The sequence below is a fragment of the Pseudomonas sp. Root71 genome, assembly GCF_001429045.1.
GTDB lineage: Bacteria > Pseudomonadota > Gammaproteobacteria > Pseudomonadales > Pseudomonadaceae > Aquipseudomonas > Aquipseudomonas monachiensis.
Genome location: NZ_LMHY01000029.1, coordinates 377833 through 403033, shown reverse-complemented (window position 1 = coordinate 403033; position 25201 = coordinate 377833). Strand labels below are relative to the sequence as shown.

The window sequence follows — 25201 nt, the reverse complement described above, 5'->3', positions numbered from 1 at the left end:
GATCTGGATGACCGTTCGTCAGTGGTGACTGACGAGTCATTCAACATCGCGGCGTGTAAACTGCACATCAAACCCGCGCAGCACATCACTCTCTACTGCCATCGCCCTGTCTTTAGAGGTGCTCTTGAAACCAACAGTCAGCCTACGGCGAGCGCAAAACCGCCCGTATCTTGACCGGAACGCCTATTCCGGTCAATACGCCAAAATGGCCGTTCATAAGGCGCGTGACTTTGATTTCTCTGGCCTTGAGCCAATTCAAACAAACGTTTGTATTGGACGCTGAGAGTGGTGTAGATATAATGCGCCACCAAAAGAGAAAGGTGGTCAATCGATTGTCCTCTTCCGGCGTTGCGCCGGGATTCATGGATGCGACACCCGACTTCCAAATTAGAAAAAAAAACTGTTGAGCCTTGAGTAGGAGATAACCTGTGGAACGCGAATACATGGAATTCGACGTGGTCATCGTCGGTGCCGGCCCCGCTGGTCTTTCCGCCGCCTGCCGCTTGAAGCAGAAGGCCGCTGAAGCCGGTAAGGAAATCAGCGTCTGCGTGGTCGAAAAAGGCTCCGAAGTCGGTGCTCACATCCTGTCCGGCGCCGTGTTCGAACCACGGGCCCTGAACGAACTGTTCCCGAACTGGAAAGAACTCGGCGCGCCGCTGAACACGCCGGTAACCCGCGACGACATCTTCGTTCTCAAGAACGCTGAAAGCGCGCAGAAAATTCCAGACTTCTTTGTGCCCAAGACCATGCACAACGAAGGCAACTACATCATCTCCCTGGGCAACCTGTGCCGCTGGCTGGCCCAGCAGGCCGAGAACCTGGGCGTGGAAATCTACCCGGGCTTCGCCGCTCAGGAAGCGCTGATCGATGAGAACGGCGTGGTTCGCGGGATCATCACCGGTGACCTGGGCGTCGACCGCGAAGGCAACCCGAAGGAAGGCCTGTACACCCCCGGCATGGAACTGCGTGGCAAATACACGCTGTTCGCCGAAGGTTGCCGCGGCCACATCGGCAAGCAACTGATCAAGCGCTTCAACCTGGACACTGACGCTGATGCCCAGCACTACGGCATCGGCCTGAAAGAAATCTGGGAAGTCGATCCGGCCAAGCACCAGCCTGGCCTGGTGGTGCACACCGCCGGTTGGCCGATGGACATCATGGGCACCGAGAACACCGGTGGCTCGTTCCTCTACCACCTGGAAAACAACCAGGTCGTGGTTGGCCTGATCGTCGACCTGTCCTACAGCAACACCTACCTGTCGCCGTTCGACGAGTTCCAGCGCCTCAAGCATCACCCGGTGCTTGCCCAGTACCTGGAAGGCGGCAAGCGCATCAGCTACGGCGCACGTGCCATCAGCAAGGGCGGCCTGAACTCGCTGCCGAAAATGGTATTCAAGGGCGGCGCGCTGATCGGTTGCGACCTCGGCACCCTGAACTTCGCCAAGATCAAGGGCAGCCACACTGCGATGAAGTCCGGCATGCTCGCCGCTGAATCCGTGGCTGACGCGCTGTTCGCCGAGAAGGATGGCACCGAAGAGCTGACCACCTACGTCGACGCGTTCAAGAAGAGCTGGCTCTACGAAGAACTGTTCGCCAGCCGCAACTTCGGCCCGGCGATCCACAAGTTCGGCGCCATCGTCGGTGGCGGTTTCAACTGGCTGGACCAGAACATCTTCGGCGGCAAACTGCCCTTCACCTTGCACGACACCAAGCCGGATTACGCTTGCCTCAAGCTCGCGGCCGACTGCAAGAAGATCGACTACCCGAAACCGGACGGCAAACTCAGCTTCGACAAATTGAGCTCGGTGTTCATCTCCGGCACCAACCACGAAGAAGAACAGCCGTGCCACCTGAAGCTGACCGACCCAAGCATCCCGATCAGCAAGAACCTGCCGCTATACGATGAACCGGCACAGCGTTACTGCCCGGCCGGCGTGTATGAAGTGATCACCAAGGAAGACGGCGAGAAGCGCTTCCAGATCAACGCCCAGAACTGCGTTCACTGCAAGACCTGCGACATCAAGGACCCTGCACAGAACATCACCTGGGTGACACCGGAAGGCGCTGGCGGCCCGACTTACCCGAACATGTAAGCCGAACCGCTGAACATCAAGGCTCCCGACATGGGGGCCTTTTTGTTGCCCGCGATTCAAGCCACACCACAAGACAAATGTGGGAGCGGGCTTGCTCGCGAATACGGTTGATCCTTCACCATTTATACTGACTGACACACCGTTTTCGCGAGCAGTCGGATCGCCGCACCGCCGCCCCCACAGGGGATTGGCGGTGAGTCAGGCTGCACGCTCGTCGCCAGGATTACGCTCGAAGTACCTTTTGTACTCGCGACTGAACTGCGAAGTGCTCTGATACCCCACCCGATGCGCCACCTGCGCCACGCCCAACCCCTCCCCCACCAACAACTGCTGCGCCCGCAGCAGACGTAATCGCTTCAGATACTGCACCGGCGACAACAAGGTGCTGCGCTTGAAATGCTCGTGAAAGGTCGATGCACTCATGTTCGCGCAACTGGCCAGGGTCTCGACGTTCAACGGTTCGGCAAAATGCGCATGCAGATGACTGAGGGAGGCCGCGATCCGGGCGAACTGCCCCTGCTGCTCCACCAGTGCTCGCAATACATCGGCTTGCGGACCGCGCAATGCGACGAACAGCAGCTCACGCAAACGCGCTTGCCCCATGATCTGGCATTCCAGCGGATCGTGCAGGCAACGCAACAATCGTTCGACACAACCACGCATCGCATCATCGAGCACTGCGCAGGTCATGGACTCAGGTGTTTGCGCCGGAATATGCCGCCCCGGCGCCAGGCCCATCGCCAATACCAACTCGCCCAGCATCACCCGGTCGATCGCGACCGACACCCCGAGCATCGGCCCGTCCGGCGCGGCAAAGGTTTCACACTCGAAAGGCACCGGCAGCGCCTGAATCAGGTAGTGCCCTGCGCCATATTCCAGGGTGCGCGGCCCCAGGTACGCCAGTTTGCTGCCCTGGGCGATGATCACCAGGCTCGGCTCGTAGATCTGCGGCCCACGGGCCACATCGCAGCTGGCCCGCAGAACCTGCACGCCCGGCAAGGCAGTCGGGACGAAACCGTCGCGAGTGGACAGCGGCTCGATCAGCGAAACCAGGGTGGCATTGGCATCAAGGTGACGGGTTAACAGCATCGGGGCACTTCACAGAAAAAATCGCGGAAAAAGGGACGAAAGCATCATCGCAGATCCGCGGACCAATGCGACGGCTCACACCCGCATGCCGGAGGAATAGGCATGACACCCGGAGGAATCACCATGGCCGGTACAGGGTTCGGCGCCCAGAATGCGCCACCTCACCCGTCAGCGCTTTTGCGAGGTTCACCATGTACACCGCCATCGGATACGCCGCCCAGTCGGCCACCACTCCCCTTGCCCCCGTGAAATTCGAACGTCGCAGCCCAAGGCCTGACGACGTTGCCATCGAGATTCTCTACTGCGGCGTCTGCCATTCCGACATCCATCAGGCCCGCAACGAGTGGGGCATTGCCGTTTACCCGCTGATGCCCGGCCACGAAATCGTAGGCAAGGTGACCGCCGTCGGTGCGAAAGTCACCCAGCACAAAGTCGGCGATCTGGTCGGTGTCGGCTGCATGGTCGACTCGTGCCGCAGCTGCGAAGCCTGCCAGGCCAACCTGGAGCAATACTGCCTCGAAGGCCCGACCCTGACCTACGCCACCCCGGACCGGGTCGACGGTAGCAACACCATGGGCGGCTACTCCGACAGCATCGTGGTCAGCGAGCACTTCGTGGTGCGCATTCCCAAGTCACTGGACCCGGCCAGCGCCGCGCCGATCCTGTGCGCCGGCATCACTACCTACTCGCCGCTCAAGCACTACGGCGTGAAGGCCGGTGACAAGGTCGGGATTCTCGGCATGGGTGGCCTGGGCCACATGGGTATCAAGTTCGCCAAGGCCCTGGGCGCGCAAGTGACGCTGTTCACTCGCTCGGCAAGCAAGGCCGAAGAGGCTCGCCGCCAGGGTGCGGACCATGTGATCGTGTCCACCGATGACGCGCAGATGCAGGCTGCCGCCGGTCACTTCGATTTCCTGCTCGACACCATTCCGGTGCAGCACGACCTCAACCCATACCTCGATACGCTGCGTTTCGACGGCGTGCATATCCTGGTGGGGTTGATCGAACCGGTGGAGCCACCGGTGCATGCCGCCAAACTGGTATTGGGGCGTCGCGTGCTCGCCGGCTCGCTGATCGGCGGCATCGCCGAAACACAGGAAGTGCTGGATTTCTGCGCCGAGCACAACATCACCTGCGACATCGAGATGCTCGACATCCGCCAGATCAACGAGGCTTACGCCCGCATGATCGCCGGTGACGTGAAATACCGCTTCGTCATCGACATGGCGACCCTCAAGGTTTAAACCTTAAGGCCAAGCTCCGCCGACAGCCGGGCCGTGACCCCTTTGATCAGGGGAATCAGCTCGGCCATTTTTTCCAGCGGCATATACGGTACGGTACTGGCGATGCTGATACCGGCGACGATGCGTTTGCTGGCATCGCGGATCGGCGCGGCTACGCAGCGGATCGACGGCTCGTTGTCTTCCAGGTCGAAGGCATAACCGCCGGCCACGTACTCGACCATGCGCTGCTCGAATTGCTCCCAGGATTGCTCCGGGTGCTGCGGCCAGAACTGGTTTTTCCCACCCACCGGCAGGCTGACTTCGTACAGGCGCTGCCACTCTTGCGGCGAATCATCGAGCATCAGCGCCTTGCCGATCCCGGTGCGCGCCAACGGCATGCGATGGCCGACCCGCGAACGCATTTCCGGACCATTGCGCCCCGGATTCTTGTGCAGGTACAGCACTTCGTCACCCTCACGAATCGCCAGGTGAATGGTGTCGCCGGTCAACGCCGACAACTCATCCAGATACGGCCCGGCCAGGGTCACCAACGGCAACTCTTCACGGGCCTGAAAGCCCAACTCGATCAGTTTCGGCCCCAGCAGATAACCGACTTGCGGCACCACCCGCAGATAACGCTCATCCACCAGGCAACTGGCCAGGCGATGGGTGGTGCTGCGCGTGGTGCCAATCAGCCGGGCGATTTCCTTGAGATCCCGGGCGCCGCTGGCCACGGCGTGAACCACACCCAAACCGCGAAGCAGGGTCTGGGTGCCGGTCGGCGCGGCGTCCTTGGCGATTTTTGGGGCGTCTTCCTGCATATCCAGCCTTTACCGTTGAGCGAGTGAACGGGCGGCATTATGGTCGCCCGAATGCCACGACTACAACTTGATACGCTCGACCTTGCCCACCAGCAAGATGTAGGACAGTGCGCCAATCAACGCCAGCACCGAAATGTAGGTGATTGCAGGGGCAAAAGAATCACCCGTCGCGAGGAAGCCGATCACGATAGGCGTGGCAATTGCCGACAGGTTGCCGATGAAGTTGAACACCCCGCCGGTCAGCCCGAGCAAGCGCGCCGGAGCCAAGGTCGACACCAGCGACCAGGTAATCGAGGCCAGGCCATTGCCGAAGAACGCCAGCGCGAGGAAGGCAATCACCAAGGGCGTCGACTCGACAAAGTTGGCGCCAATGATCGAGGTGGAAATCAGCAGGCCGCTGATGATCGGCAACTTGCGGGCGAAACCCACCGTGTAGCCGCGACGGATCAAAAAGTCCGAGAAGAACCCGGAACACAGCACACCGACAAAGGCCGCGAGAAACGGCAGCGACGCCAGCAGGCCGGATTTGATGAAGTCCATGCCGCGATACTTCACCAGGTAGGTCGGGAACCAGGTGAGGAAGAACCACAGGGTCGAGTTGAGGCAGAACTGCCCAAGGTAGATGCCCCACAGCTTGCGCTTGGTCAGGACGATCCCCAGGTCGGTCCAACTGAACCTGGCTTTGACCTTGGCCTGTTCGGCCTGGATATCCACCAGCCCGCCGCCCTCGCGGATCAGATCAATCTCTGCGTCATTGGCGCCTTTGAAATCCCGTGGTTCGCGATACACCGCGTACCAGATCACCGCCCACACAATGCCCACCGCTCCGGTGGCGACAAACACCATGTGCCAGCCGAATTCGTGCTGCAGCCAGGCCAGCACCGGCGTCAGGAAGGCCAGGCCGACGAACTGCCCGGAGGTGTAGAAACCGATGGCCGTGGCGCGCTCGCGCTCCGGGAACCAGGTGGTGACCACGCGGCTGTTGATCGGATAGGCCGGCGCTTCCAGGGCACCGACCGCCATGCGCAACACGAACAGCGCGATGAAGCTGGCGGCAAAGCCGAGCATCACCGTGGCCACCGACCACAGCAGCAAGGCGACGCTGTACAGAATCCGTGGCGGCACGCGGTCCACCAGCCAGCCGCCGGGGATTTGCATGGCGGCGTAGGTCCAGCCGAACGCGGAGAAGATCAGGCCGACGTGGATCGGGTCGATGCCCAGGTCACTGGTCAATGCCGGGGCGGCAATCGACAGGTTGCTGCGGTCCAGGTAATTGATCACCACAGTGATGAACAACAGCACCATGATGAAAAAACGCTTGCGGCTGGGCGTCACCAACGACGCCTGCCCGGTGAGGGTTTGCGGTTGCATGAGGGGTGCCTCTTCTTATGGTTATTGAGGTCAATTTTGAAGACTTGCACTACCCCCCCTGTGGGAGCGAGCTTGCTCGCGATGACGGCGGCACATCCGGCATTGATGTGACTGACAGGACGCTATCGCGAGCAAGCTCGCTCCCACAGGGGTTCAGTGGTGTGTCAGGCACTCACCACTCGGCAAAACTGCCATCGGCATGGCGCCAGATCGGGTTGCGCCAGCGGTGGCCGATGGCGGCGCGTTCGATCACGTATTCCTCGTTGATCTCGATGCCCAGGCCCGGGCCGTTCGGGATCTTCACGAAGCCTTTGTCGTAGTCGAATACCCGTGGGTCTTTGACGTAGTCGAGCAGGTCGTTGCTCTCGTTGTAATGGATGCCCAGGCTCTGCTCCTGGATGAACGCGTTGTAGCAAGCCGCGTCCAGTTGCAGGCACGCCGCCAGGGCAATCGGGCCCAGCGGGCAATGCAGCGCCAGCGCCACGTCGTAGGCTTCGGCCATGTTGGCGATCTTGCGGGTTTCGGTGATGCCGCCAGCGTGGGAGGCATCCGGCTGGATGATGTCGACGTAGCCTTCGCTGAGCACACGCTTGAAATCCCAGCGCGAGAACAGGCGCTCACCCAGGGCAATCGGCGTACTGGTCAGCGGCGCCAGTTCTTTGAGCGCTTCGTAGTTTTCGCTGAGCACCGGCTCTTCGATGAACATCAGCTTGTACGGATCAAGCTCCTTCATCAGCACCTTGGCCATGGGCTTGTGCACCCGGCCATGGAAGTCCACGCCAATGCCGACGTTCGGGCCGACGGCATCGCGCACGGCAGCGACGTTGGCCAGGGCCTGGTCGACCTTGTCGAAGGTGTCGAGGAATTGCAGTTCTTCGGTGCCGTTCATTTTCACCGCGGTAAAACCACGCTCGACCGCTTCTTTCGCCGCCCGCGCGGTATCCGCCGGACGGTCGCCACCGATCCACGAATACACACGGATCTTGTCCCGCACCTGGCCACCCAACAGGTCGCTGACCGACACGCCCAGCGCCTTGCCCTTGATGTCCCACAAGGCCTGGTCGATACCGGCCAGGGCGCTCATGTGGATCGCGCCGCCACGGTAGAAGCCGCCGCGATAGAGCACGGTCCAGATGTCTTCGATGTTGCGCGGGTCCTTGCCGATCAGGTAGTCGGACAATTCTTCAACGGCAGCGGCAACGGTGTGGGCGCGGCCTTCGACCACGGGCTCGCCCCAACCGGTGACGCCCTCGTCGGTTTCGACCTTGAGGAAGCACCAGCGCGGCGGAACGATGAAGGTGGTCAGTTTGGTGATTTTCATCTTTTGGCTCTCTTATTAGATGCAGCGCGCTCGGCGCTCAAAGAAGTCTTAGCGAAGGGCTTTCCAGGCAGCGACGTAGGCCTCGGCATTGGCCGCTACTTGCGCTGGCGTCATGCCCGGTTTGAACAGGCCGGAGCCGAGGCCGAAACCTTTGACGCCGGCGTCGATGAACGACTGCATGTTGTCCGGCGTGATCCCGCCGACTGGCGCCAGAAGGGTTCCGGCCGGCAACACCGCGAGCCAGGCTTTGACGACTGCCGGGCCCATCTGCTCGGCCGGAAACAGCTTCAGCACATCGGCGCCTTCAGCCAGTGCCGCGAAGGCTTCAGTCGGTGTGGCGACTCCCGGCGACAGGTACAGCCCTGCCGCTTTCGCCGCGCGCAAAACCTTCGGATCGCTATGGGGCATGACGATCACCTGGCCGCCCGCGGCTTTCACTTGTTCGACCTGCTCCGGGGTCAACACAGTGCCGGCACCGATCAGGCAATCGGCGGGCAAGGTACTGCGCAGGATGCGGATACTTTCGTAGGGCTCAGGGGAATTGAGCGGCACTTCGATGACGCGAAATCCGGCGGCGTACAGCACTTCGCCGATGTCCGCCGCTTCCTGCGGACGCAGGCCACGCAGGATCGCGATCAGGCCGTTTTGCGCCAGGGCTTGTTTGAGCATGTCAGGACTCCAGTCAGGTTTAACGGGATGCGGTGCACGTGACCAGGCCGGCAGCCAGCGCCAGTTGCCACAACCCGCGTTCGGTGGCCTGTTCGGCCAGGATCACCCGGGCAAAACCGCAGGCGTCGAGCGCACGGCTGTAGCGGGCACAGAGTTGGGTGTTACCGATGAGGATGATCGAAGGCAGATGCACGCTGTTGCGCCGGCGCCGTTGCACGTTGGCCAGCGCCACCAGCTCGTGGCCGATCAGCAGGCCGGACAGATAGTCCGCCTGGGCGGTGGCGCTCAACTCGCCGGTCAGCCCGAGACTGCGGGCGCTGAACAGGGTCGACAGCGGACCGATGTCACCGTCCGCCGACAACGCGACCCGCACGCCGCGATCAAACGCATCGCCATCGAAAGACCCGCCACATTGCTGGGTGCGTCCGAGAATGCTGTGTTGACTCAGCACAGCGAAGACTTCGCCGGTCATGAAAGTGTCGAAGTGCATGATGCAGCCGTCGGCCACTTCCACCCATTTCGAGTGGCTGCCCGGCAAGCCGATCAGCAGATCAGCGCCCGCCTCGCTCGCCAGGTTTTGCAGCACGCCGAGCACCTGGGTTTCTTCGCCGCGCATCACATTCGGCAAAGACGAACGCTCAATGACGCCGGGCACGATGTGCACATCGACGCCGCGCAGGCTGCGCACGGTTTGCAAGGCAGTACCGAGCGTGGCGACATTCGCCGGCGTATCGCGGTAGGCCGCTTCGCGCCAGCCCTGGGCGCTGCCGACCATGCCGCAGGCAATCACCGGCAGATCCGGCTGGCCATCGAGCCAGTCGCCGCAAGCCTCATCGAAGGCCAGTTCGAAACCATCGGTGCATTCCCGGCCGCCAATGATTCGCGGCGCTTTCGGCAGCTGCATGATCCCCGACGACAGCGAACGCTGTTCGAGCACTTGGCCGCCTTCAGCCAGTTTGTAAGCACGTAATGAGGTTGTCCCCCAGTCGAGCGCGATCAATTGCGCCTGCATCGCTTCACCTGTTTTGGTTTTTGGCAGTGAGTGAGCGGGACTATAAACCTGAGACGGGACATATCTCAATATATAAATATCAATCCCATATTGTGAGACACTACAAAAAAAAGATCGCAGCCTTCGGCAGCTCCTACACGGGATCGTCCGCCGCGGTTTGGCGGTGTACATCGATCCGTAGGAGCTGCCGAAGGCTGCGATCTTTTAAGAAGTTTCAGTTACCCGAAGCAAAATCCCGCAACACCGCCCCATCCATCCGATAGCGCACCCACTCCTCCTGCGGCTGCGCCCCCAGGGATTTGTAGAAATCGATGGCCGGTGTATTCCACTCCAGCACGCTCCACTCGAAACGGCCACAGTCGTTGGCGCAGGCGATTTTCGCCAGTTGCCGCAGCAGGGTCTTGCCCGCACCGCCGCCGCGCTGTTCCGGGGTGATGTAGAGGTCTTCGAGGTACAGGCAGTTGCTGCCAAGCCAGGTGGAATAGCTGAAGAAAAACACCGCGAAACCGATGGGGGCACCGTCGCGCAGGCAAATCAGGCCATGGGCGGTGGCACCTTCGCTGAACAGGCTGCGCTCGATATCGGCAACGCTGGCGATGACTTCATGGCGGGCACGTTCGTAGTCGGCCAGTTCAGTGATGAACGCGAGGATTTGCGGTGCGTCACTGGGGGTCGCCGGGCGGATTTCGATCGTCATGGACGTGCCTTGTCAAAAGTGGAAAACGCCATACTAAGTCGGCGCGTGACGTGTGGCGAGAGAGCTTGCTCACTGACCACAAATGCGCTCATTACTCCGGCCAACACTAACCCTGGAATCGATAACCTCGGACCTAACATTTGGGCACTGCGTGGTTAGATAGCCGCGCTGCTCATTCAGCCGGTCAAGGAACCGCGTCATGTCTACCGCAATACCCCCAGTTTCAAGCAAGCTGTTCGGCCTGTTCTGCCTCGCCAGTTACCTGTTGTCGTTGTCCTACGGTTCGACGTTTTTGCTGTCGTTGTTGATTGGTTCGCGCGGCGGTAACGAACACGACGCCGGCAGTGTGATTTCGGCGGCGATGCTCAGCACCTTTGCGGCGGTGATTGTTTCCGGTCATTTGTCCGACTTGCTCGGCGCCGCCCGATCGGTGGCGTTGTTCGGTGTGTTGCTGGTAGCAGCCAGCCTGGGCTTCGCCCTGACCCCGGGCTTCGGTCACCTGCTGTTGTTTTTCGGGCTGCTGCTGGGCCTGGGCTGGGGCGTGTTCTACACCCTGGGGCCGATCATCGTCGCGAGTCTTGTGACTCCCGCGCAGCGCGCCAAATACTTCGCCCTGTTGTCGGGCAGCATGATGACCGGAATCGGCAGCGGCCCTTTGCTCGGCCGCGCGGCGAGTGCGCTCGGTTATCCGGTGACGGCGGCGTTTTACCTGGCGGCGCTGGCCAGCCTGATCGGCGTTTTGCTGTTCTGGCGCCTGGATCGACAACTGAAACAGACGCCCGCGCAATCTGGCAGCGTGTCGCGGATTTCCTGGCGTGCAGCGACTCAGGTGCTGTCGTCCAGGGCCGTTTTCCCGATCATCATGGTTGGCCTCGGCGGCTGCGTGTTCGGTGGTCTGTCGAGCTTTCAAACCAGTTACGCGGCGGCGCACTCACTCGACTATTCGCTGTTCTTCCTCGGCTTCATGAGCGCGGCGATCAGCGGCCGCATGCTGGTTGCCGGGTTCGTGGTCAAGCGCGATCCGTTCCGTGCGTCATGCGTACTTTCGGGGTTGATGCTGGCATCGATCGTGATGTTCGGTTTTGTCGTCGACAGCAGCTTCAGCTATGTGCTCGCGGCGGTGATGCTCGGGATCGGTTATGGCCTGACCTACTCGGTGATCAACGGCCTGGCCGCCAATGAAGCGCCGAACGGCAGCACCGCGCAATCCCTGCTGCTGTTCAGCCTGTCGTACTTCATCGGCGTGTTCGGTTTTCCATTGCTGGCCGGGAAAATCATCGTCGAACAAGGCATGCCCACGCTGTTGCTCACGGTGTTGGCGGTTGCCTCGCTCAACTGGCTGATCACCGTGGGCCGATTGATCTGGCGCAGGGCCACAGCAGTCAGGGCACTGGAACAGGCTTGAGCCGTTCGTCGCTGACAATGCACCCATCCGGATCGAGGGCGGACTAATCAGGTAAGGACTCTACTCGTTGGAGACACCGCCATGACCCTGTCCAGGTTGACCGCCCTCGTTCTCACTGCGCTTTTGTCCGCAGCCTCCTTCGCCGGGACCATCGGCTCGAGCACCGGCCCGACCAATCCGGTGGAAAAACCCAGGGCTCCCGCCATCCAGAGTGCCCCCGGCATGAACACCGATGGCACGACGATCGACCATAACCTGCCGCCCGCCACCGGCACCGACCCGCGGATTCAAGGCAATGACGCGGGACGTAAGGGCGGGCCGAACCTGCCGGAGAAAAAAACACCCGGCAGTGGTGGCCTCGGTTCAAGCACCACCGAGGACGAGGAAAGCAACATGAGCCAGTAATGAAGCCAGGAGAAATCCCATGCCTCGTGGAAGCAAAACCAAATACACCGCTGAGCAAAAACGCAAGGCGCAACACATCGAAGACAGTTACGAAAACAAAGGCGTCTCAAAAGACGAAGCAGAAGCCCGCGCCTGGGCGACAGTCAACAAGCAGTCCGGCGGCGGCGAGCGGGCCGGCGGTTCGGGACGCAAGAAGCCGGCCAGTGCAAAATCGGCCGATCGCAAGGAGTCGGCGCGTCGGGCGGTGGCCACTCGTGAGGGACACTCGCGTGGCAGCAGGGCCTCCAGAGAGACCCAGACGGTCGATAGCTTGAGGAAGGAAGCCCGGGCCAAGGGTATTCCGGGAAGATCGGGGATGCGCAAGCAGGAGTTGATCGAGGCGTTGCGCAAGGCGGGTTAAGGCCAACTGTTTTGTACACGGTCCAATGTGGGAGCGGGCTTGCTCGCGAAGACGTCAGCACATCCAACATCGATGTGACCGACAGATCGCTTTCGCGAGCAAGTCGAATCGTCGCACCGCCGCTCCCACAGGAGATCATCTGTACCTTCAGACTTCGGTGGTCAACGCTGCTTCAGGCGGTCAATCACAACGGCCAAAAGCAGAATCGAACCCCGAATCACATACTGATAAAACGTATCGATGTTCTTCAGGTTCATCGCATTTTCGATGATCGCCAGAATCAACACCCCGGCGATCACGTGCCGGATCATGCCGATCCCGCCACTCAACGACACCCCGCCCAGCACGCAGGCCGAGATCACCGTCAGCTCGAAACCCTGGCCGATCATTGGCTGGCCGGAGGTCATGCGCGACGCCAGGATCACCCCGGCCAACGCGCCGATCACACCGTGCACGGCGAAGATGATGATCTTGGTCCGGTCGACATTCACACCGGCCAGCAGCGCCGCTTCCTGATTGCCGCCAATAGCCATGGTGTTGCGCCCGTAGGTGGTGTAGTTCAGCAGCCAGCCGAAGAACAGAAAGCAGACGATAGTGATCAGGATCGGTACCGGCACGCCAAACATCTGGCCGTTACCGAACACGAAAAACGATTCCTGGGACACCCCCACCGCTTTGCCGTTGGCGAAGATGTAGGCCAGGCCACGCACGATCTGCATGGTCGCCAGCGTGGTGATCAGCGCGTTGACCCGCAGCTTGGCGATCACTATCCCGTTGATCAGCCCGACGATCAGGCCCATCACCAGCGCCGCACAGACACCGAGAAACACACTGTTGGTATCGCGCATCACCACCGCCGCAACCACCCCGGCGCAGGCAATCACCGAACCCACCGACAAGTCGAAATGCCCGGACGCCAGACAATACAACATGGTGCACGCAGCAATCCCGGTGGTGGAAATCGCCAGGCCCAGGCCACGCATGTTCAGCGGTGAAAGGAAGTTGTCGATCAGCAAGGTGCAGGCGACAAAAATGCCGACCGCAGCCAGCAGCATCACCCAGTCATCGAGGAAGCGTCGCAGGTCCAGCGGTTTGCGTGTAGTCGGCAGGGTGTTGTTTTGGGTTGTCATCATAGTCACCTCTCAGTTCGCCACGCCGTCGGCGCGTTGGCGCGGCAAAGCCAGTTGCAGCAGGTTGGATTCGTTGGCCTGCTCGCGGCTCAGCTCGCCACGCAGGGCGCCTTCGCACAGCACCAGGATGCGGTCGGAAATGCCCATGACTTCCATCAGGTCGCTGGACACCACAATCACCGCGATCCCCTCGGCGGCCAGGTTATGGATGATCTGGTAGATCTCGGCCTTGGCACCGATGTCGATGCCGCGAGTGGGTTCGTCGAGCAGCAGCACCTTCATCGGCATCGACAGCCAGCGGCCGAGAATGGCCTTCTGCTGATTGCCACCGGACAGGTACATGATTTTCTGCGCCGCGTTGGGCGTCTTCACTTTCAGCGCCCTGATCTGCTGCTCGGCGTTGTCCTTCTCCCACAGGCCGCGCAACAGGCAACCGAAGGTGGAGTGAGCGCCGCGCGCACTGATGTTGATGTTCTCGGCGACGCTGGCCAGCGGCAGGATGCCTTCCTTCTTGCGGTCCTCGGGACACAACAGGATCCCGGCGGCAATCGCGTCCCGGGGTGAACGCAGCTTCAGTTCATGGCCTCGAAGTTTCAGCTGTCCGGCGCTGTTGCGCGCCAGGCCGCTGAGCAGGCGCAACAGCTCGGTGCGACCGGCACCGACCAGCCCGAACAGCCCGAGGATTTCACCTTTGTGCACCTCAAAACTCACCGGTTCGCGCAACCCCGGCCCGAGCAGGCCATCGACCTTGAGAGCCACCGCGCCGCGCTGGCGTGGGCGGTAATCGTAGATGTCCTGGATGTCGCGCCCGACCATGCAGGTGACCAGTTGATCGTGGGTCAGCTGGTTCATGTCGTCGAAGGTGCGCACGTAACGCCCGTCCTTGAACACTGTCACCGCGTTGCAGATGCGGAACACTTCTTCCATGCGGTGGGATACGTAGAGCACCACTTTGCCCTCGTCCCGCAGCCGGCCGATGATCGCCATCAAGCGGTCGATCTCCCGTGCCGAAAGGCTGCTGGTGGGTTCGTCGAAGGCAATCACGTGGGCGCCACGGGACAACGCCTTGGCGATTTCCACCAGTTGCCGCTGGCCGAGAGACAGGCGTCCGACTTTCTCTTGGGGGTCGATTTCATCGGCCAGGCCTTTGAGACAGGCCAGTGCCTGCTGGCGCAGGGTACTGCGATTGATCAGGCCGAAACTGGCGGGCAGATGCCCGAGAAACAGGTTCTCGGCCACGGTCATTTCCGGCACCAGATGCAGCTCCTGGTGGATCACCGCGACGCCACTGCCGATGCTGTCGGCGGTGGACTTGAAGTCCATCGTCCGCTCGCCGATCTGCAAGGCACCGCTGCAAGGCGTGTAGGCCCCGCCAAGGATTTTCAGCAGTGTCGACTTGCCGGCGCCGTTCTCGCCCATCAAGGCATGAACCTGCCCCGGATGGGCGACGAAGCTGATGTTGTCCAGCGCCTTCACCCCGGGAAAGGTCTTGCCGATCCCGTTGAAGCGCAAGCTGCCGGTAAGGCTGTGTTCCTGTTGGATTGTTTGCGCGTGCATAACCACCTCTTCACACCGATCAGGCAGCCCCGCCGCCGGGGCCACCGCTGAAATCAAACGGCTGTCAGTTCCACAGGCCGATCTTTTCCAGTTCCTGCTTGAAGTTGTCGCGGGTGATCAGCGTCACGTCATCCATGGCGGTGTACTTCGCCGGTTCTTTGCCAGTGGTGACCCATTCGTACATCATGCTGGCGGTGTTGTAGCCCTCGATGTGCGGGCTCGGCAGCATCGAACCGTAGAAGCCGCTGTCGGGTTTCTTCAGCTCGCCGATGGCATCGGTACCGTTGATGCCGATGCCGATCACGTTGGCCGCGGCAAAACCGGCGCTCTCGGTGGCGCGCACACCGCCCAGGACGGTGTTGTCATTCATGCCGCCGATGATCAGGTTCTTCGCCGCCCCCGGCAGTTTCACCAGGGCCGAGTTGGTGGCGTCCATGCTGCCCGGCACGTCGAGGGTCTTGAGGGCCGCGAACAGGATGTGGTCTTTCGGCATACCGGCATCTTCCAGCGCTTTGACCGAACCGTCGGTGCGCTTCTTGCCGGTGTCGAGTTCGTTGTAGGTGTTGATCACCGCATAGGTGTCTTTCCAGTCCCAGCCGCGCTTCTTCGCTTCGGTCGCCATGGCATGGCCTTGTTTCTGGCCGACTTCGAAAGCGGCCATGCCGAGGTACGGCACGTCTTCCATGAACTTGCCGCCGGCATCGACGAAACGGTCATCGACGGCGATCACTTTCAACCCGTTGAGCCTGGCCTTGGCCATGATCGCAGGTCCCAGGGACACGTCCGGCGGGCAGATCACGAACCCCTTGGCGCCGTTGGCCGCGAGGCTGTCGATGGCCGAAAGGGTTTTCTCGCCGTCCGGCACGGCGATCTTGATCAGGGTGAAGCCCTTCTCTTTCCCGGCCTTTTCGGCAAAGGCCCACTCGGTCTGGAACCAGGGTTCTTCCGCCTGCTTGACCAGGAAACCGATCTTCACTTCTTCGGCTGCCAGCAGCGTGCTGCTCAGGCTGAACGCCGAGACCGCCAACGCGGCACAGCAGAGGGAACGGATAGCATGACGACGATTCATAAGCTGACTCCTTGTTATTTTTCTTGAGCGTTCTTTGAAAGCGTTCTTTGTTAACCAGCGGGCAGTAAAAACACACCGCCAATAGTCATATCGTATGATGATTGGATTTCAGACGTACCAAGGCGCCTGAAAGCCCGATCACTCAGTCGTGGTACATCACCGAGCGACCACCATCGACGGTGATGCACGAGGCATTGATGAACGGTGCTTCATCACTGGCCAGGAACACGGCGGTCATTGCCACTTCGATCGGCTGCCCGATGCGGCGCGGCGGGTGCAAGTCGAACGCGCGCTGGCGTTCGGCGTGGGGGTCGGCAAAACCGTTCCAGTAATCGACGTTCAACTGGGTTTCGATGTAGCCCGGCGCGATCGCGTTGACGCGCACACCCTTGGGCGCATATTCGATGCCCAGCGCACGGGTCAGGCCGAGCAGGCCATGCTTGGCCACCGGGTACGGGAAGCACCCCGGAATGATGTGGGTGGAATGGGTGGATGCGATATTGATGATGCTGCCGATGCCCTGCTCGATCATCTGCGGCAGCACTGCCTTGCAACCGTACCAGGCGCCATCGAGGTCGATGGCGAAGCAACGACGCCAGTCTTCTTCGGTCATTTCCAGCGGATCGCGAAACACGTTGACCCCGGCGCAGTTGACCAGCACGTCGATCCGGCCGTGCAGGTCGATCGCCAGCCGGGCCATGGCGTGCAGATCCTGCTGACGCGACACGTCAGCTTTTATTGCCACCACATCGGCGCCCTGGTCCCGCCAGTGCGCCGCGACCTTCTCGACTTTCTCGGCCTGAATGTCGCTGATGATCAGCCTGGCCTGCTGGGACGCGAAGGTCGCCACAATCGCTTCGCCAATCCCCTGGGCGGCACCGGTCAGCAATACGACCTTGCCTTTCAGGCGTTCGCCCTTGGGCGGTTCGGGCACTGGTGGCAATGACAGTGGTTCAGCCATGGATCAAGACTCCTGTTCGAAGACACGACGAAAACCGGGCATCTGTCGATGTCCGGTCAAAAGGCGCTGGGTAGGAAACAGGTGAGTGCGAAAACGTTTCAGCTCGGAAACGCCCTGAGGCACTGGCTCCGCAAGGGAACACGGGGAAACTTCGCTGCATCACTTCACCTGTTTTGTTTTTTTAAGTGTGAGTGCATGTAACTGGTGGGGCCGACTATAAACCCGGCACGCAGAAAATCTCAATATATATATTTACATCCCATATTTTGGGATTTACCCAACGAAGCGAGTACAGTGCTTCCCGGGCACATCTACCGGGATCGACAACACCGCCCCGTCCAACGGATGGCCCAGCGGACTCGCCGCGCTGGTGATGTACAGGGTTTTCAGGTCTGCACCGCCAAACACACAGCTGGTGGGGCGACTGACCGGCAGCTCGATGATTCGATCGACCTTGCCGTCCGGGCTCAACCTGAGCAGGCAGCTGCCGTCCCAACGGGCATTCCAGATAAAACCTTCGGCATCTATCGCCGAACCGTCCGGGCCGCCACGCCCGTGCGGACCAAACCAGACCTGCGGCGCATCGAGGGCACCGTCGGTACGGATGAAATGTCGATACAAGGTGCCGTCGAGGCTGTCGCCGAAATACACGCTGGTGGCGTCATCGCTCCACAGCAGCGTGTTGGGAATGCCCAGATTGCGCAGCAACGGCGCAACCCGCCCGGCGCGATCGATGCGGAACAACCCACCGGAACGACGGACGATGGGCAGGTCTTCGCCGTTTACGCCGATGTTGTTTTGCATGGTGCCGAGCCAGAGCCGGCCCTGGGCGTCGCAGCGGGCTTCGTTGGGGCGATTGCCCGGTTGCGGATCGGCCACGCAAAACAATGTCAGGCGCGGCGCCAGGCCGGGTGAATCGAGATCGAGGCGATACACGCCGCTGCTCAATGTCACCAAGGCGTCGCCGCTCTCACAGGGAATGAACGCCGACACGTGCTCCGGCATCTGCCATATCTGCACGTTGGCACCGATCAATCGCAGCGCCTGTCTGCCGGCGATATCCACCCAGTACAGGGCTTGGGTGGGGGCATCCCAGAACGGGCCTTCGCCCAGTTGTGCCCGATGTTCGGTCACCGCGGTCCACGCCATGAAACCTCCTGCATTGTTCTTGTTTTTATGTGGGGATTTTCGTTGTCAGCTGGCCTTTTTATCCGCCATGACTTGCGGGTAGTAACGCTTGATCGCCAAGTCCGCGTTGTCGATCAGGGTCATGCAGGCCCAGACACCCCGGGCGGTATCCCGGGCCGCGATAGCCTCGGCCAGGTCCCGGTGAATCGGCAGGGTGCGACGCAGTTCATCCGGGTCGGCGGCGGACACTTCAAAGGCCACCGCCAGCAACGCACCGAGGGCAGGAACCATTTGTTCGATGAATTGGTTGTGGCTGGCGGCGAGGATGCACTCGTGGAAGAACTGGTCGGCACGGTTGTAATCGATGCCGCTGTCCACCGCCCGTTCCAGCGCATTGCAGGCCAACAGGATCGCGTTCACCTGTTCGCCGGTTGCGCGCTCGCAGGCCCAGCGCACGGCCATCGGTTCGATGGTGCGGCGCAGGTCGAGCAGATCGTCGACGAAGTTTTCCGGCAAGCCGCTGCGCGACAGCCAGCCGACGACTTGTGGATCGAAGAGGTTCCAGCGCCGCACCGGCAAAACCCGCGTGCCGACTTTCGGCCCGACCTCGAGCATGCCTTTGGCAACCAGGGTCTTGATGGCTTCACGGATGACCGTGCGGCTTACACCAAGTTGTTCGCCAAGGTCGGCTTCGACCTTGAGTGACTCACCCGGCTTGACCTGCCCCGTGGCGAGCCAGCAACCCAACCAGTCAACCGTCGATGCATGAAAGCTGCTGGACATGGACACCTCAAAGCCGTACGTGATGGAAGCTCACGCTAATCATCATACGATTGGATGTCAAATAAAAAAGATCGCAGCCTGCGGCAGCTCCTACAGGAGTCCACATTCCCCTGTAGGAGCTGCCGCAGGCTGCGATCTTTTCAAGGCTCAAGCCCGATGGGGAAGAACTCGCCGCCACTCCATACACCGAGCCAGCGCTGGCCGTCGATCTCGCGACTCACCGCCAGCTCCACCAATTGATAGAACACGTTGCGATGGATCAACGCTTCAAGATTGCTGCGCACGTGCACGTAAGGCGCTGGCTCCTGTGTTGCCGGGTCTATGACCACGCGCATCGGATGCCCGGCACCGGCCTCGCTGGTTTCATCGACGTTGGTGGTAAAGCGCAACACCTGCGCCTCGCCCTCGCCTTCCACGTCCACCGCAATTGCTACGAACGGCGCATCGTCGACCTTGATGCCGACCTTTTCCACCGGAGTGATCAGGAAGTAATCATCGCCGTCACGGCGAATGATGGTGGAGAACAGTTTGACCATCGGCTTGCGCCCGATCGGCGTGCCCAGGTAATACCAGGTGCCGTCCCGGGCGATGCGCATGTCGATGTCGCCACAGAAGTCGGGATTCCACAGGTGCACCGGCGGCAAGCCTTTGGTCTTGGGGATTTGCCCCAGCAAGTCGTTGGCTTTTTGCGGGTCACTCATGGCGTACTCCTTGGAATTACTGGTCGCTGAGCCCCAACAGGCTGCGCGCGTATTGCTCCAGCGGCGGGCCCATCAGGTCTTCGGGTTTTTTATCGTGGAACGTCAGTAAACCGCCACGACTCTTGATGGTTGCAGTATCAATCAAATACTGGGTGCTGGTCTCGATCAACATGATCTGAATCATACCGCTGTCGATGCCGAGACGATCCAGAGCTTCCTGGTCCAGCCACTCGTCCGAGTTGCCGATACGGTCGTCAGACTGGGCAAATCGGGTGTAGAGCAGATAGTGCGCACCGGCGGCACGGGCTTGACCCATGGCCTGGTCGAGGCCTTCCGGCGTGCGGGCACGGCGGACCATCGGAAAGTATTCGACGAAGCCATCGAACGCGACTTCGGCAATCACATTGGGCCGCGGGTAAACGGTGCTGCCCGGCGGCATGAAAGCGCCCTGGGCGATGTAGACGAACGAGTCCGGCTGAATGCGCAGGTTGTTTACACGACGGCTGTCACTGTGGTCGAGCAACCCCGCATCGCTCATATGGTAACGAGTCCCTTCGGCCATATCGCTGACGTTCATGCAGCCACCAAGTGCCAAAACGGCCAGCAGCAAAACCAGGCTACGCATCCTATCCTCCAGAGGCCGGTGTCGGAAAACCGGCGAATGGCCGTAGGATGCAGCTTTTGCGCCAGCTCATTCACATCAGCATCTGACAGACCGAATCGCGAGCAAGCTCGCTCCCACAGATGATATGCGATCCCCTGTGGGAGCGAGCTTGCTCGCGATTGCGAAGGATCAACCGCCGATAATCTTCATGACAGTCGCACCACCGGAGAACGCCACTTCCTGCTTGTCCCCCAAGGCTTTCACCAGCAGCCGCTGCAAGGCCGGCAGCGCCTGATGGCGCGGCTTGTCCAGCAGATCGCCGATGTAATGGCGATTGCTCGACGACAGGCAGCCATGCAGCCACCCGGTGGAAGATAAACGAAGGCGCGAGCAAGTACGGCAGAACGGCACACTTTCGTTGGCGATCACGCCGAAATGGCCTTGCCCCGGAATTTCATAGCGCACCGCTGTCGCATCGACGGGCGCGTCGGCTTGCAGATATTCGTAGCGCTCGCCGATCAGGCTCAGCAATTGCTGGAGGCTGACGAACTGTTGCAAAAAGGCATTGGAGTCGTTGGCCAGATGGCCCATGCGCATCAACTCGATAAAGCGCAGTTCATAACCGCGCTCCAGGCAGTAGTCGAGCAGCGGCATCACTTGATCGAGGTTCTGTCCGCGCAGCGGCACCATGTTGACCTTGATCTTCATGCCGGCCGCACTGGCCTCGTTCATGCCGTCGAGCACGGTGGCCAGGTCGCCGCCCCGGGCAATGCCGCGGAACGCACTGGCGTCGAGGGTATCGAGGGAAACGTTGAGGCGCCGAATGCCGGCGTTCACCAGCAGCGGCAGTTTCTTCGCCAGCAACTGGCCATTGGTGGTCAGGCTGATGTCTTCCAGGCCCATCTGCCCGACCGCCGTCATGAACGCTTCGAGTTTCGGGCTGACCAGCGGCTCGCCGCCGGTAATGCGCAGACGCTCGATGCCCGCTGCTTCAATCAGATAAGCCACGCCGCGCGCCATGGCTTCGGCCGACAATTCATCCTGCGCAGCCACCAGCCGCTTGCCGTTGGGCACGCAGTAGGTACAAGCGTAATTGCAGGCTGAGGTCAGACTGATTCGCAAGTTGCGAAAACGCCTGCCTTGACGGTCAACGATCATGGTCACTCCGGCGGAAGAATATCGGGCCGCTAAAACTTGACTCAGAAATCAAGTTTTAGCAAGTCCTCTACCTGAGTATATTCCTGCGGTACTGCGCCATGTAGCGAAATCATGGCGCAATAAAGCAACTGAATGGCTCAGCTGCCGGAAGTGTCGGTGTCACGCTTGCGCTTGTTGCCCATGCGCACGCCGATGTCCATCAGGAACTGGAAGAAACCTTCCTGATCTTCCAGCACATTGCTCCAGAACGGCGAGTGATACAGCGCGACGGCACCGTGCACCAGCGCCCAGGACGCGCAGTAGTGGAAGTAAGGCGGCACGTCTTCCAGCTTGCCTTCGCTGATCCGCCCCTTGATCAGCAGGGTCAGGCGTTCGAAGTTCGAGGCACGGATCTTGTGCAGCTCCTCGATCATCTCCGGCACCTGGTTGCCCTTGACCACTTTCTCTTCGAGGCGGTCGAACAGGCGATAGCGTTGTGGATCGCGCATGCGGAATTCGAAGTAGGCCCGGGACAGGGCTTCCTTGTCCTTGTCGACATCGGCCGAATGCAGAAGAGCGTTCAAATCGCGCTCGTAGTCGAGCATCAGGCGCAGATAGATTTCCGCCTTGGATTTGAAGTGCTTGTAGATCGTGCCTTTACCGATACCGACGGCATCAGCAATCATCTCGACGGTGACACTGTCTTCACCTTGTTCGAGGAACAGCTTGAGCGCGGTATCGAGAATTTCCTGCTCGCGGCGACGGAATTCACGGACCTTACGAGGTTCTTTATGCATAAGAAAAGGTCTGTCGGGGTCAAAATTCGAAGCCGCGTATTATGCCTAACTTGCGCAAAAATGCACGGATCATCCGACCATATCTGCGCTTTCTGGTCATTCCGCGTACGTTTACAGGGTGATGAGAACTCTTCCGAAGCGCACGTATTCCAAATTTGTTTAAAAACCCGTGCCGCTAAACTGGACGAGGCGCAATCCTGATCAATACTTGAACTGTCGGCGGGGCATCTCCCCCAAGTGTCACGCCGATATTGGTACCAACGGACCGCGTGCCATTGTTTTACTCCTAATGGTCTTAACCCGGATTCACCCCCCAGAACCCGGGTTTTTTTTGCCTGCGATTTAACCTTTTACGTGTGCCAGCGGGAACAGTCGCTTGAAATTCGCCGTGGTTTGCTCGGCAAACCGCTCGTAGGGCTCACCACGCAACATTGCCAGAAATTCCGCAACTTCACGCACGTACTGCGGCAGGTTTGGCTTGCCGCGATAGGGAATCGGCGCCAGGTACGGCGAGTCGGTTTCCACCAGCAATCGCTCGGCCGGCACCTTGCTGGCCACATCGCGCAACGCATCGGCATTGCGAAAAGTGACAATCCCGGACAGGGAAATGTAATAGCCCATGTCCAGCGCGGCCTTCGCCATCTCCCAGTCTTCGGTAAAGCAATGCAATACGCCCGCCTGGGGCAGCGCTGCTTCACGCAGCAAGTCCAGGGTATCGGCGCGGGCGCCACGGGTGTGGATGATCACCGGTTTGCCGGTCTGTTGCGCCGCTTGCAGATGCAGTCGGAAGGACTCCTGCTGCAACTCTGCCGCTTCCGGTTCGTAGTGATAGTCCAGGCCGGTTTCGCCGATCGCCACCACCCGCGGGTGATTGAGTTCCTGCAACAGCCAGTCCAGCGCCGGCGCGGCACCCGGCTGCACATCCAGCGGGTGTACGCCCACCGAGCAGTCGACGTCGTCATAACGTTCGGCCAGGGCCTTGACGTCGGCCGCGTTGTCCGCGCTGACACCGATACACAGAAAGTGCCCTACCCCGCGCTGCCGGGCTGCATCAAGGGCAGCATCCAGGGAGCCGTCGTGGGCGGTCAGGTCGAGGCGATCAAGGTGACAATGGGAATCTACGAGCATAAGGGGCTGCAACTTGTATCGAATGGGTGGGACGGTCGGATGTACCGATACTCAGAGTTTAGGCGCAGACGGTCATCGCTGGGCAGGCAACGACGCCCATTGCACCAGCAATGCCTCCAGCAGCAAGGCCGGATTGAGGTTGGCCTTGCTCAGGACTTTCTGCCGCTGGGCGAGGATCCAGTCCTGGATATCGAGGACTTTGCCCTGGGCGCTTTTCTGCGCCAGGTATTGCACGACCTTGCGCATGTCGGTCAGGCCGAGGCCGGCTTCGTCCTGGGTCAACTGATAGCGCAGGATCAGGCTCGACCAATCGCAGAACCAGTCGAACAGGCGCAACATCGGAATGTTTTTCCATTCTTCGGCCAGTTGCGTCGGCGACTGCTGTTGCTTGAGGAGTTTTTTCACCCCTTCCACCACGTGCGCGCGCTGTTCACGCACGCCCTGCCCCTGGAGGTTGACCGCCGCCAGCGGCGAACCGGCGGCCAGCGTGAGCAGTTCGACGCGCTCGTCTTCGGAACACTCCGGCAGCGCCTGGGCCAGCCACTTCAAACTCATGGCCTCGCCCGGTAGCGGGCAGGCCTGCTGCACGCAGCGACTCTTGATGGTTGGCAACAAGCGGCTCGGCTGATGGCTGACCAGCAACAGGACGGTATCGCCGGACGGTTCTTCAAGGCTTTTGAGCAAGGCGTTGGCGGCGTTGATGTTCATCGACTCGACCGGCTCGATCAGCACCACCTTGCGCCCGCCCAACTGCGCGGTCTGCACCACGAAACCGACCAGGTCGCGAACCTGGTCGACCTTGATCGCCTTGTCGGCTTCTTCGGGCTCCAGGATGTAGTTATCCGGGTGGCTGCCAGCCTTGAGCAGCAGGCATGATTTGCATTCGCCACAGGCCTCCAGTGCGTTCGGGCGCTGGCACAGCAAGCTGGCCATCAAGCGCTCGGCCAGTGCCCGCTTGCCGATCCCCGCCGGGCCATGCAGCAGGTAGGCGTGCGCATGCTGGGCGCGACCGGCCAGTTGCTGCCAGAGGGCTTCCTGCCACGGGTAGGCCTCAGCCACGGTTCAACTCCAGCAGGCGCGGCAGCAAGGCATCCAGCGATTGCTGGACCTTTGCCAACGGCTGGGCAGCATCGACCAGCACATAACGCGCCGGATCCGCCTTGGCGCGCTCGAGAAAGGCACTGCGCACGGCATCGAAAAAGGTCCGGCCTTCAAGCTCGAAGCGATCCAGACGACCACGAGCGCTGGCGCGGGCCAGGCCAACCTCGACAGGCAGATCGAAAATCAGTGTCAGGTCCGGGCGCAGATCGCCCTGGACGAAGGCTTCCAGGGTCGCGATGCGTTCCAGCGACAAGCCCCGACCGCCACCCTGGTAGGCGTATGTCGAATCGGTGAAACGATCACACAAGACCACGGCACCGCGAGCCAGCGCCGGGCGAATCACCTCGGCCAGGTGCTGGGCACGCGCCGCGAACACCAGCAGCAGCTCGGTGTCCGGGTTCATGACTTCATCGACCGGAGCCAGCAGCACGTCACGGATGCGCTCGGCCAACGGCGTGCCACCCGGCTCGCGGGTCAGCACCACCTCGATGCCGGCGGCGCGCAGGCGCTCGGCCAGGTATTCGCGATTGGTGCTCTTGCCGGCGCCTTCGGGGCCTTCCAGAGTAATAAACAAGCCGGTCACAGGCAGTCCTTAGTCA

General features: G+C 60.9%; 25 protein-coding genes. 5 read left to right on the top strand and 20 right to left on the bottom strand.

Annotation, left to right across the window (positions count from 1 at the left end):
• Nucleotides 1-428 precede the first annotated feature (428 nt).
• On the top strand, nucleotides 429-2093 hold the full coding sequence (locus ASD95_RS25655) for an electron transfer flavoprotein-ubiquinone oxidoreductase (protein ID WP_056727195.1): 1665 nt from the start codon (nucleotides 429-431) through the stop codon (nucleotides 2091-2093).
• A 198-nt stretch (nucleotides 2094-2291) separates the two neighbouring features.
• Here the strand turns inward: ASD95_RS25655 and ASD95_RS25650 are convergent, their stop codons facing one another.
• Nucleotides 2292-3182 (bottom strand): AraC family transcriptional regulator, encoded by an 891-nt coding sequence (locus ASD95_RS25650; RefSeq protein WP_056727196.1) that lies wholly within the window; start codon nucleotides 3180-3182, stop codon nucleotides 2292-2294.
• Between the two features lie 191 nt (nucleotides 3183-3373).
• Between ASD95_RS25650 and ASD95_RS25645 the strand changes: the two genes are divergently transcribed.
• Nucleotides 3374-4426 carry an NAD(P)-dependent alcohol dehydrogenase gene (locus ASD95_RS25645; protein WP_056727197.1) on the top strand — a complete coding sequence of 351 codons (1053 nt, stop codon included), beginning with the start codon at nucleotides 3374-3376 and terminating at the stop codon, nucleotides 4424-4426.
• Here ASD95_RS25645 and ASD95_RS25640 read toward each other — a convergent pair.
• The 6 genes from ASD95_RS25640 to ASD95_RS25615 all read right to left on the bottom strand — a co-directional run bounded on the left by ASD95_RS25640 (nucleotide 4423) and on the right by ASD95_RS25615 (nucleotide 10296).
• The gene (locus tag ASD95_RS25640) at nucleotides 4423-5226 is read right to left on the bottom strand and encodes an IclR family transcriptional regulator (protein WP_056727198.1); all 804 of its coding nucleotides are present in this window, start codon (nucleotides 5224-5226) and stop codon (nucleotides 4423-4425) included. The genes ASD95_RS25645 and ASD95_RS25640 overlap by 4 nt on opposite strands.
• 60 nt (nucleotides 5227-5286) lie before the next feature.
• Nucleotides 5287-6597 carry an MFS transporter gene (locus tag ASD95_RS25635; RefSeq protein WP_056727199.1) on the bottom strand — a complete coding sequence of 437 codons (1311 nt, stop codon included), beginning with the start codon at nucleotides 6595-6597 and terminating at the stop codon, nucleotides 5287-5289.
• Nucleotides 6598-6769: 172 nt separating this feature from the next.
• Nucleotides 6770-7918 (bottom strand): galactonate dehydratase, encoded by a 1149-nt coding sequence (gene dgoD / locus ASD95_RS25630; protein ID WP_008047041.1) that lies wholly within the window; start codon nucleotides 7916-7918, stop codon nucleotides 6770-6772.
• Between the two features lie 48 nt (nucleotides 7919-7966).
• On the bottom strand, nucleotides 7967-8587 hold the full coding sequence (locus tag ASD95_RS25625; RefSeq protein WP_056727200.1) for a 2-dehydro-3-deoxy-6-phosphogalactonate aldolase: 621 nt from the start codon (nucleotides 8585-8587) through the stop codon (nucleotides 7967-7969).
• 19 nt (nucleotides 8588-8606) lie between these two features.
• A complete protein-coding gene (locus ASD95_RS25620) occupies nucleotides 8607-9599 on the bottom strand; it encodes a 2-dehydro-3-deoxygalactonokinase (protein ID WP_056727201.1) in 993 nt (330 codons plus the stop codon).
• Nucleotides 9600-9813: 214 nt separating this feature from the next.
• Nucleotides 9814-10296, bottom strand: coding sequence for a GNAT family N-acetyltransferase (locus ASD95_RS25615; protein WP_056727202.1), 483 nt, complete (start codon nucleotides 10294-10296; stop codon nucleotides 9814-9816).
• A 199-nt stretch (nucleotides 10297-10495) separates the two neighbouring features.
• Between ASD95_RS25615 and ASD95_RS25610 the strand changes: the two genes are divergently transcribed.
• The 3 genes from ASD95_RS25610 to ASD95_RS25600 all read left to right on the top strand — a co-directional run bounded on the left by ASD95_RS25610 (nucleotide 10496) and on the right by ASD95_RS25600 (nucleotide 12506).
• Nucleotides 10496-11701, top strand: coding sequence for an MFS transporter (locus ASD95_RS25610; protein ID WP_056727203.1), 1206 nt, complete (start codon nucleotides 10496-10498; stop codon nucleotides 11699-11701).
• Nucleotides 11702-11782: 81 nt separating this feature from the next.
• Complete coding sequence (locus ASD95_RS25605; RefSeq protein ID WP_056727204.1) at nucleotides 11783-12106, top strand: hypothetical protein; 324 nt, start codon at nucleotides 11783-11785, stop codon at nucleotides 12104-12106.
• Nucleotides 12107-12125: 19 nt separating this feature from the next.
• On the top strand, nucleotides 12126-12506 hold the full coding sequence (locus tag ASD95_RS25600; RefSeq protein ID WP_056727205.1) for a Rho termination factor N-terminal domain-containing protein: 381 nt from the start codon (nucleotides 12126-12128) through the stop codon (nucleotides 12504-12506).
• 161 nt (nucleotides 12507-12667) lie between these two features.
• On the opposite strand, the gene araH is transcribed toward ASD95_RS25600, so the two are convergent.
• The 13 genes from araH to tmk all read right to left on the bottom strand — a co-directional run bounded on the left by araH (nucleotide 12668) and on the right by tmk (nucleotide 25185).
• Nucleotides 12668-13636 (bottom strand): L-arabinose ABC transporter permease AraH, encoded by a 969-nt coding sequence (gene araH / locus ASD95_RS25595; protein ID WP_056727447.1) that lies wholly within the window; start codon nucleotides 13634-13636, stop codon nucleotides 12668-12670.
• A gap of 12 nt (nucleotides 13637-13648) precedes the next feature.
• A complete protein-coding gene (araG, locus tag ASD95_RS25590; protein WP_056727206.1) occupies nucleotides 13649-15193 on the bottom strand; it encodes an L-arabinose ABC transporter ATP-binding protein AraG in 1545 nt (514 codons plus the stop codon).
• 64 nt (nucleotides 15194-15257) lie between these two features.
• The gene (locus ASD95_RS25585; RefSeq protein ID WP_056727207.1) at nucleotides 15258-16262 is read right to left on the bottom strand and encodes a substrate-binding domain-containing protein; all 1005 of its coding nucleotides are present in this window, start codon (nucleotides 16260-16262) and stop codon (nucleotides 15258-15260) included.
• Nucleotides 16263-16404: 142 nt separating this feature from the next.
• Nucleotides 16405-17223: an SDR family oxidoreductase gene (locus ASD95_RS25580; RefSeq protein WP_056727208.1), complete on the bottom strand. Its 819-nt coding sequence runs from the start codon at nucleotides 17221-17223 to the stop codon at nucleotides 16405-16407.
• A 273-nt stretch (nucleotides 17224-17496) separates the two neighbouring features.
• Nucleotides 17497-18372 carry an SMP-30/gluconolactonase/LRE family protein gene (locus ASD95_RS25575; RefSeq protein WP_056727209.1) on the bottom strand — a complete coding sequence of 292 codons (876 nt, stop codon included), beginning with the start codon at nucleotides 18370-18372 and terminating at the stop codon, nucleotides 17497-17499.
• A 45-nt stretch (nucleotides 18373-18417) separates the two neighbouring features.
• Nucleotides 18418-19134, bottom strand: coding sequence for a FadR/GntR family transcriptional regulator (locus tag ASD95_RS25570; protein WP_056727210.1), 717 nt, complete (start codon nucleotides 19132-19134; stop codon nucleotides 18418-18420).
• A gap of 140 nt (nucleotides 19135-19274) precedes the next feature.
• Entirely contained in the window at nucleotides 19275-19835 is a 561-nt protein-coding gene (locus ASD95_RS25565; protein WP_056727211.1) for a DUF1285 domain-containing protein, read from the bottom strand.
• Nucleotides 19836-19851: 16 nt separating this feature from the next.
• Nucleotides 19852-20460: a DUF4823 domain-containing protein gene (locus tag ASD95_RS25560; protein WP_056727212.1), complete on the bottom strand. Its 609-nt coding sequence runs from the start codon at nucleotides 20458-20460 to the stop codon at nucleotides 19852-19854.
• 168 nt (nucleotides 20461-20628) lie between these two features.
• On the bottom strand, nucleotides 20629-21597 hold the full coding sequence (locus ASD95_RS25555; protein WP_056727213.1) for a GTP 3',8-cyclase MoaA: 969 nt from the start codon (nucleotides 21595-21597) through the stop codon (nucleotides 20629-20631).
• Nucleotides 21598-21734: 137 nt separating this feature from the next.
• The gene (locus tag ASD95_RS25550) at nucleotides 21735-22373 is read right to left on the bottom strand and encodes a TetR/AcrR family transcriptional regulator (RefSeq protein ID WP_007977040.1); all 639 of its coding nucleotides are present in this window, start codon (nucleotides 22371-22373) and stop codon (nucleotides 21735-21737) included.
• 342 nt (nucleotides 22374-22715) lie between these two features.
• Nucleotides 22716-23501 (bottom strand): TatD family hydrolase, encoded by a 786-nt coding sequence (locus tag ASD95_RS25545; protein ID WP_056727214.1) that lies wholly within the window; start codon nucleotides 23499-23501, stop codon nucleotides 22716-22718.
• Between the two features lie 72 nt (nucleotides 23502-23573).
• Nucleotides 23574-24560, bottom strand: coding sequence for a DNA polymerase III subunit delta' (locus ASD95_RS25540; RefSeq protein ID WP_056727215.1), 987 nt, complete (start codon nucleotides 24558-24560; stop codon nucleotides 23574-23576).
• Nucleotides 24553-25185, bottom strand: a complete 633-nt coding sequence (gene tmk / locus ASD95_RS25535) for a dTMP kinase (protein ID WP_056727216.1) — start codon at nucleotides 25183-25185, stop codon at nucleotides 24553-24555. The genes ASD95_RS25540 and tmk overlap by 8 nt, the downstream gene beginning before the upstream one ends.
• Between the last annotated feature and the right edge of the window lie 16 nt (nucleotides 25186-25201).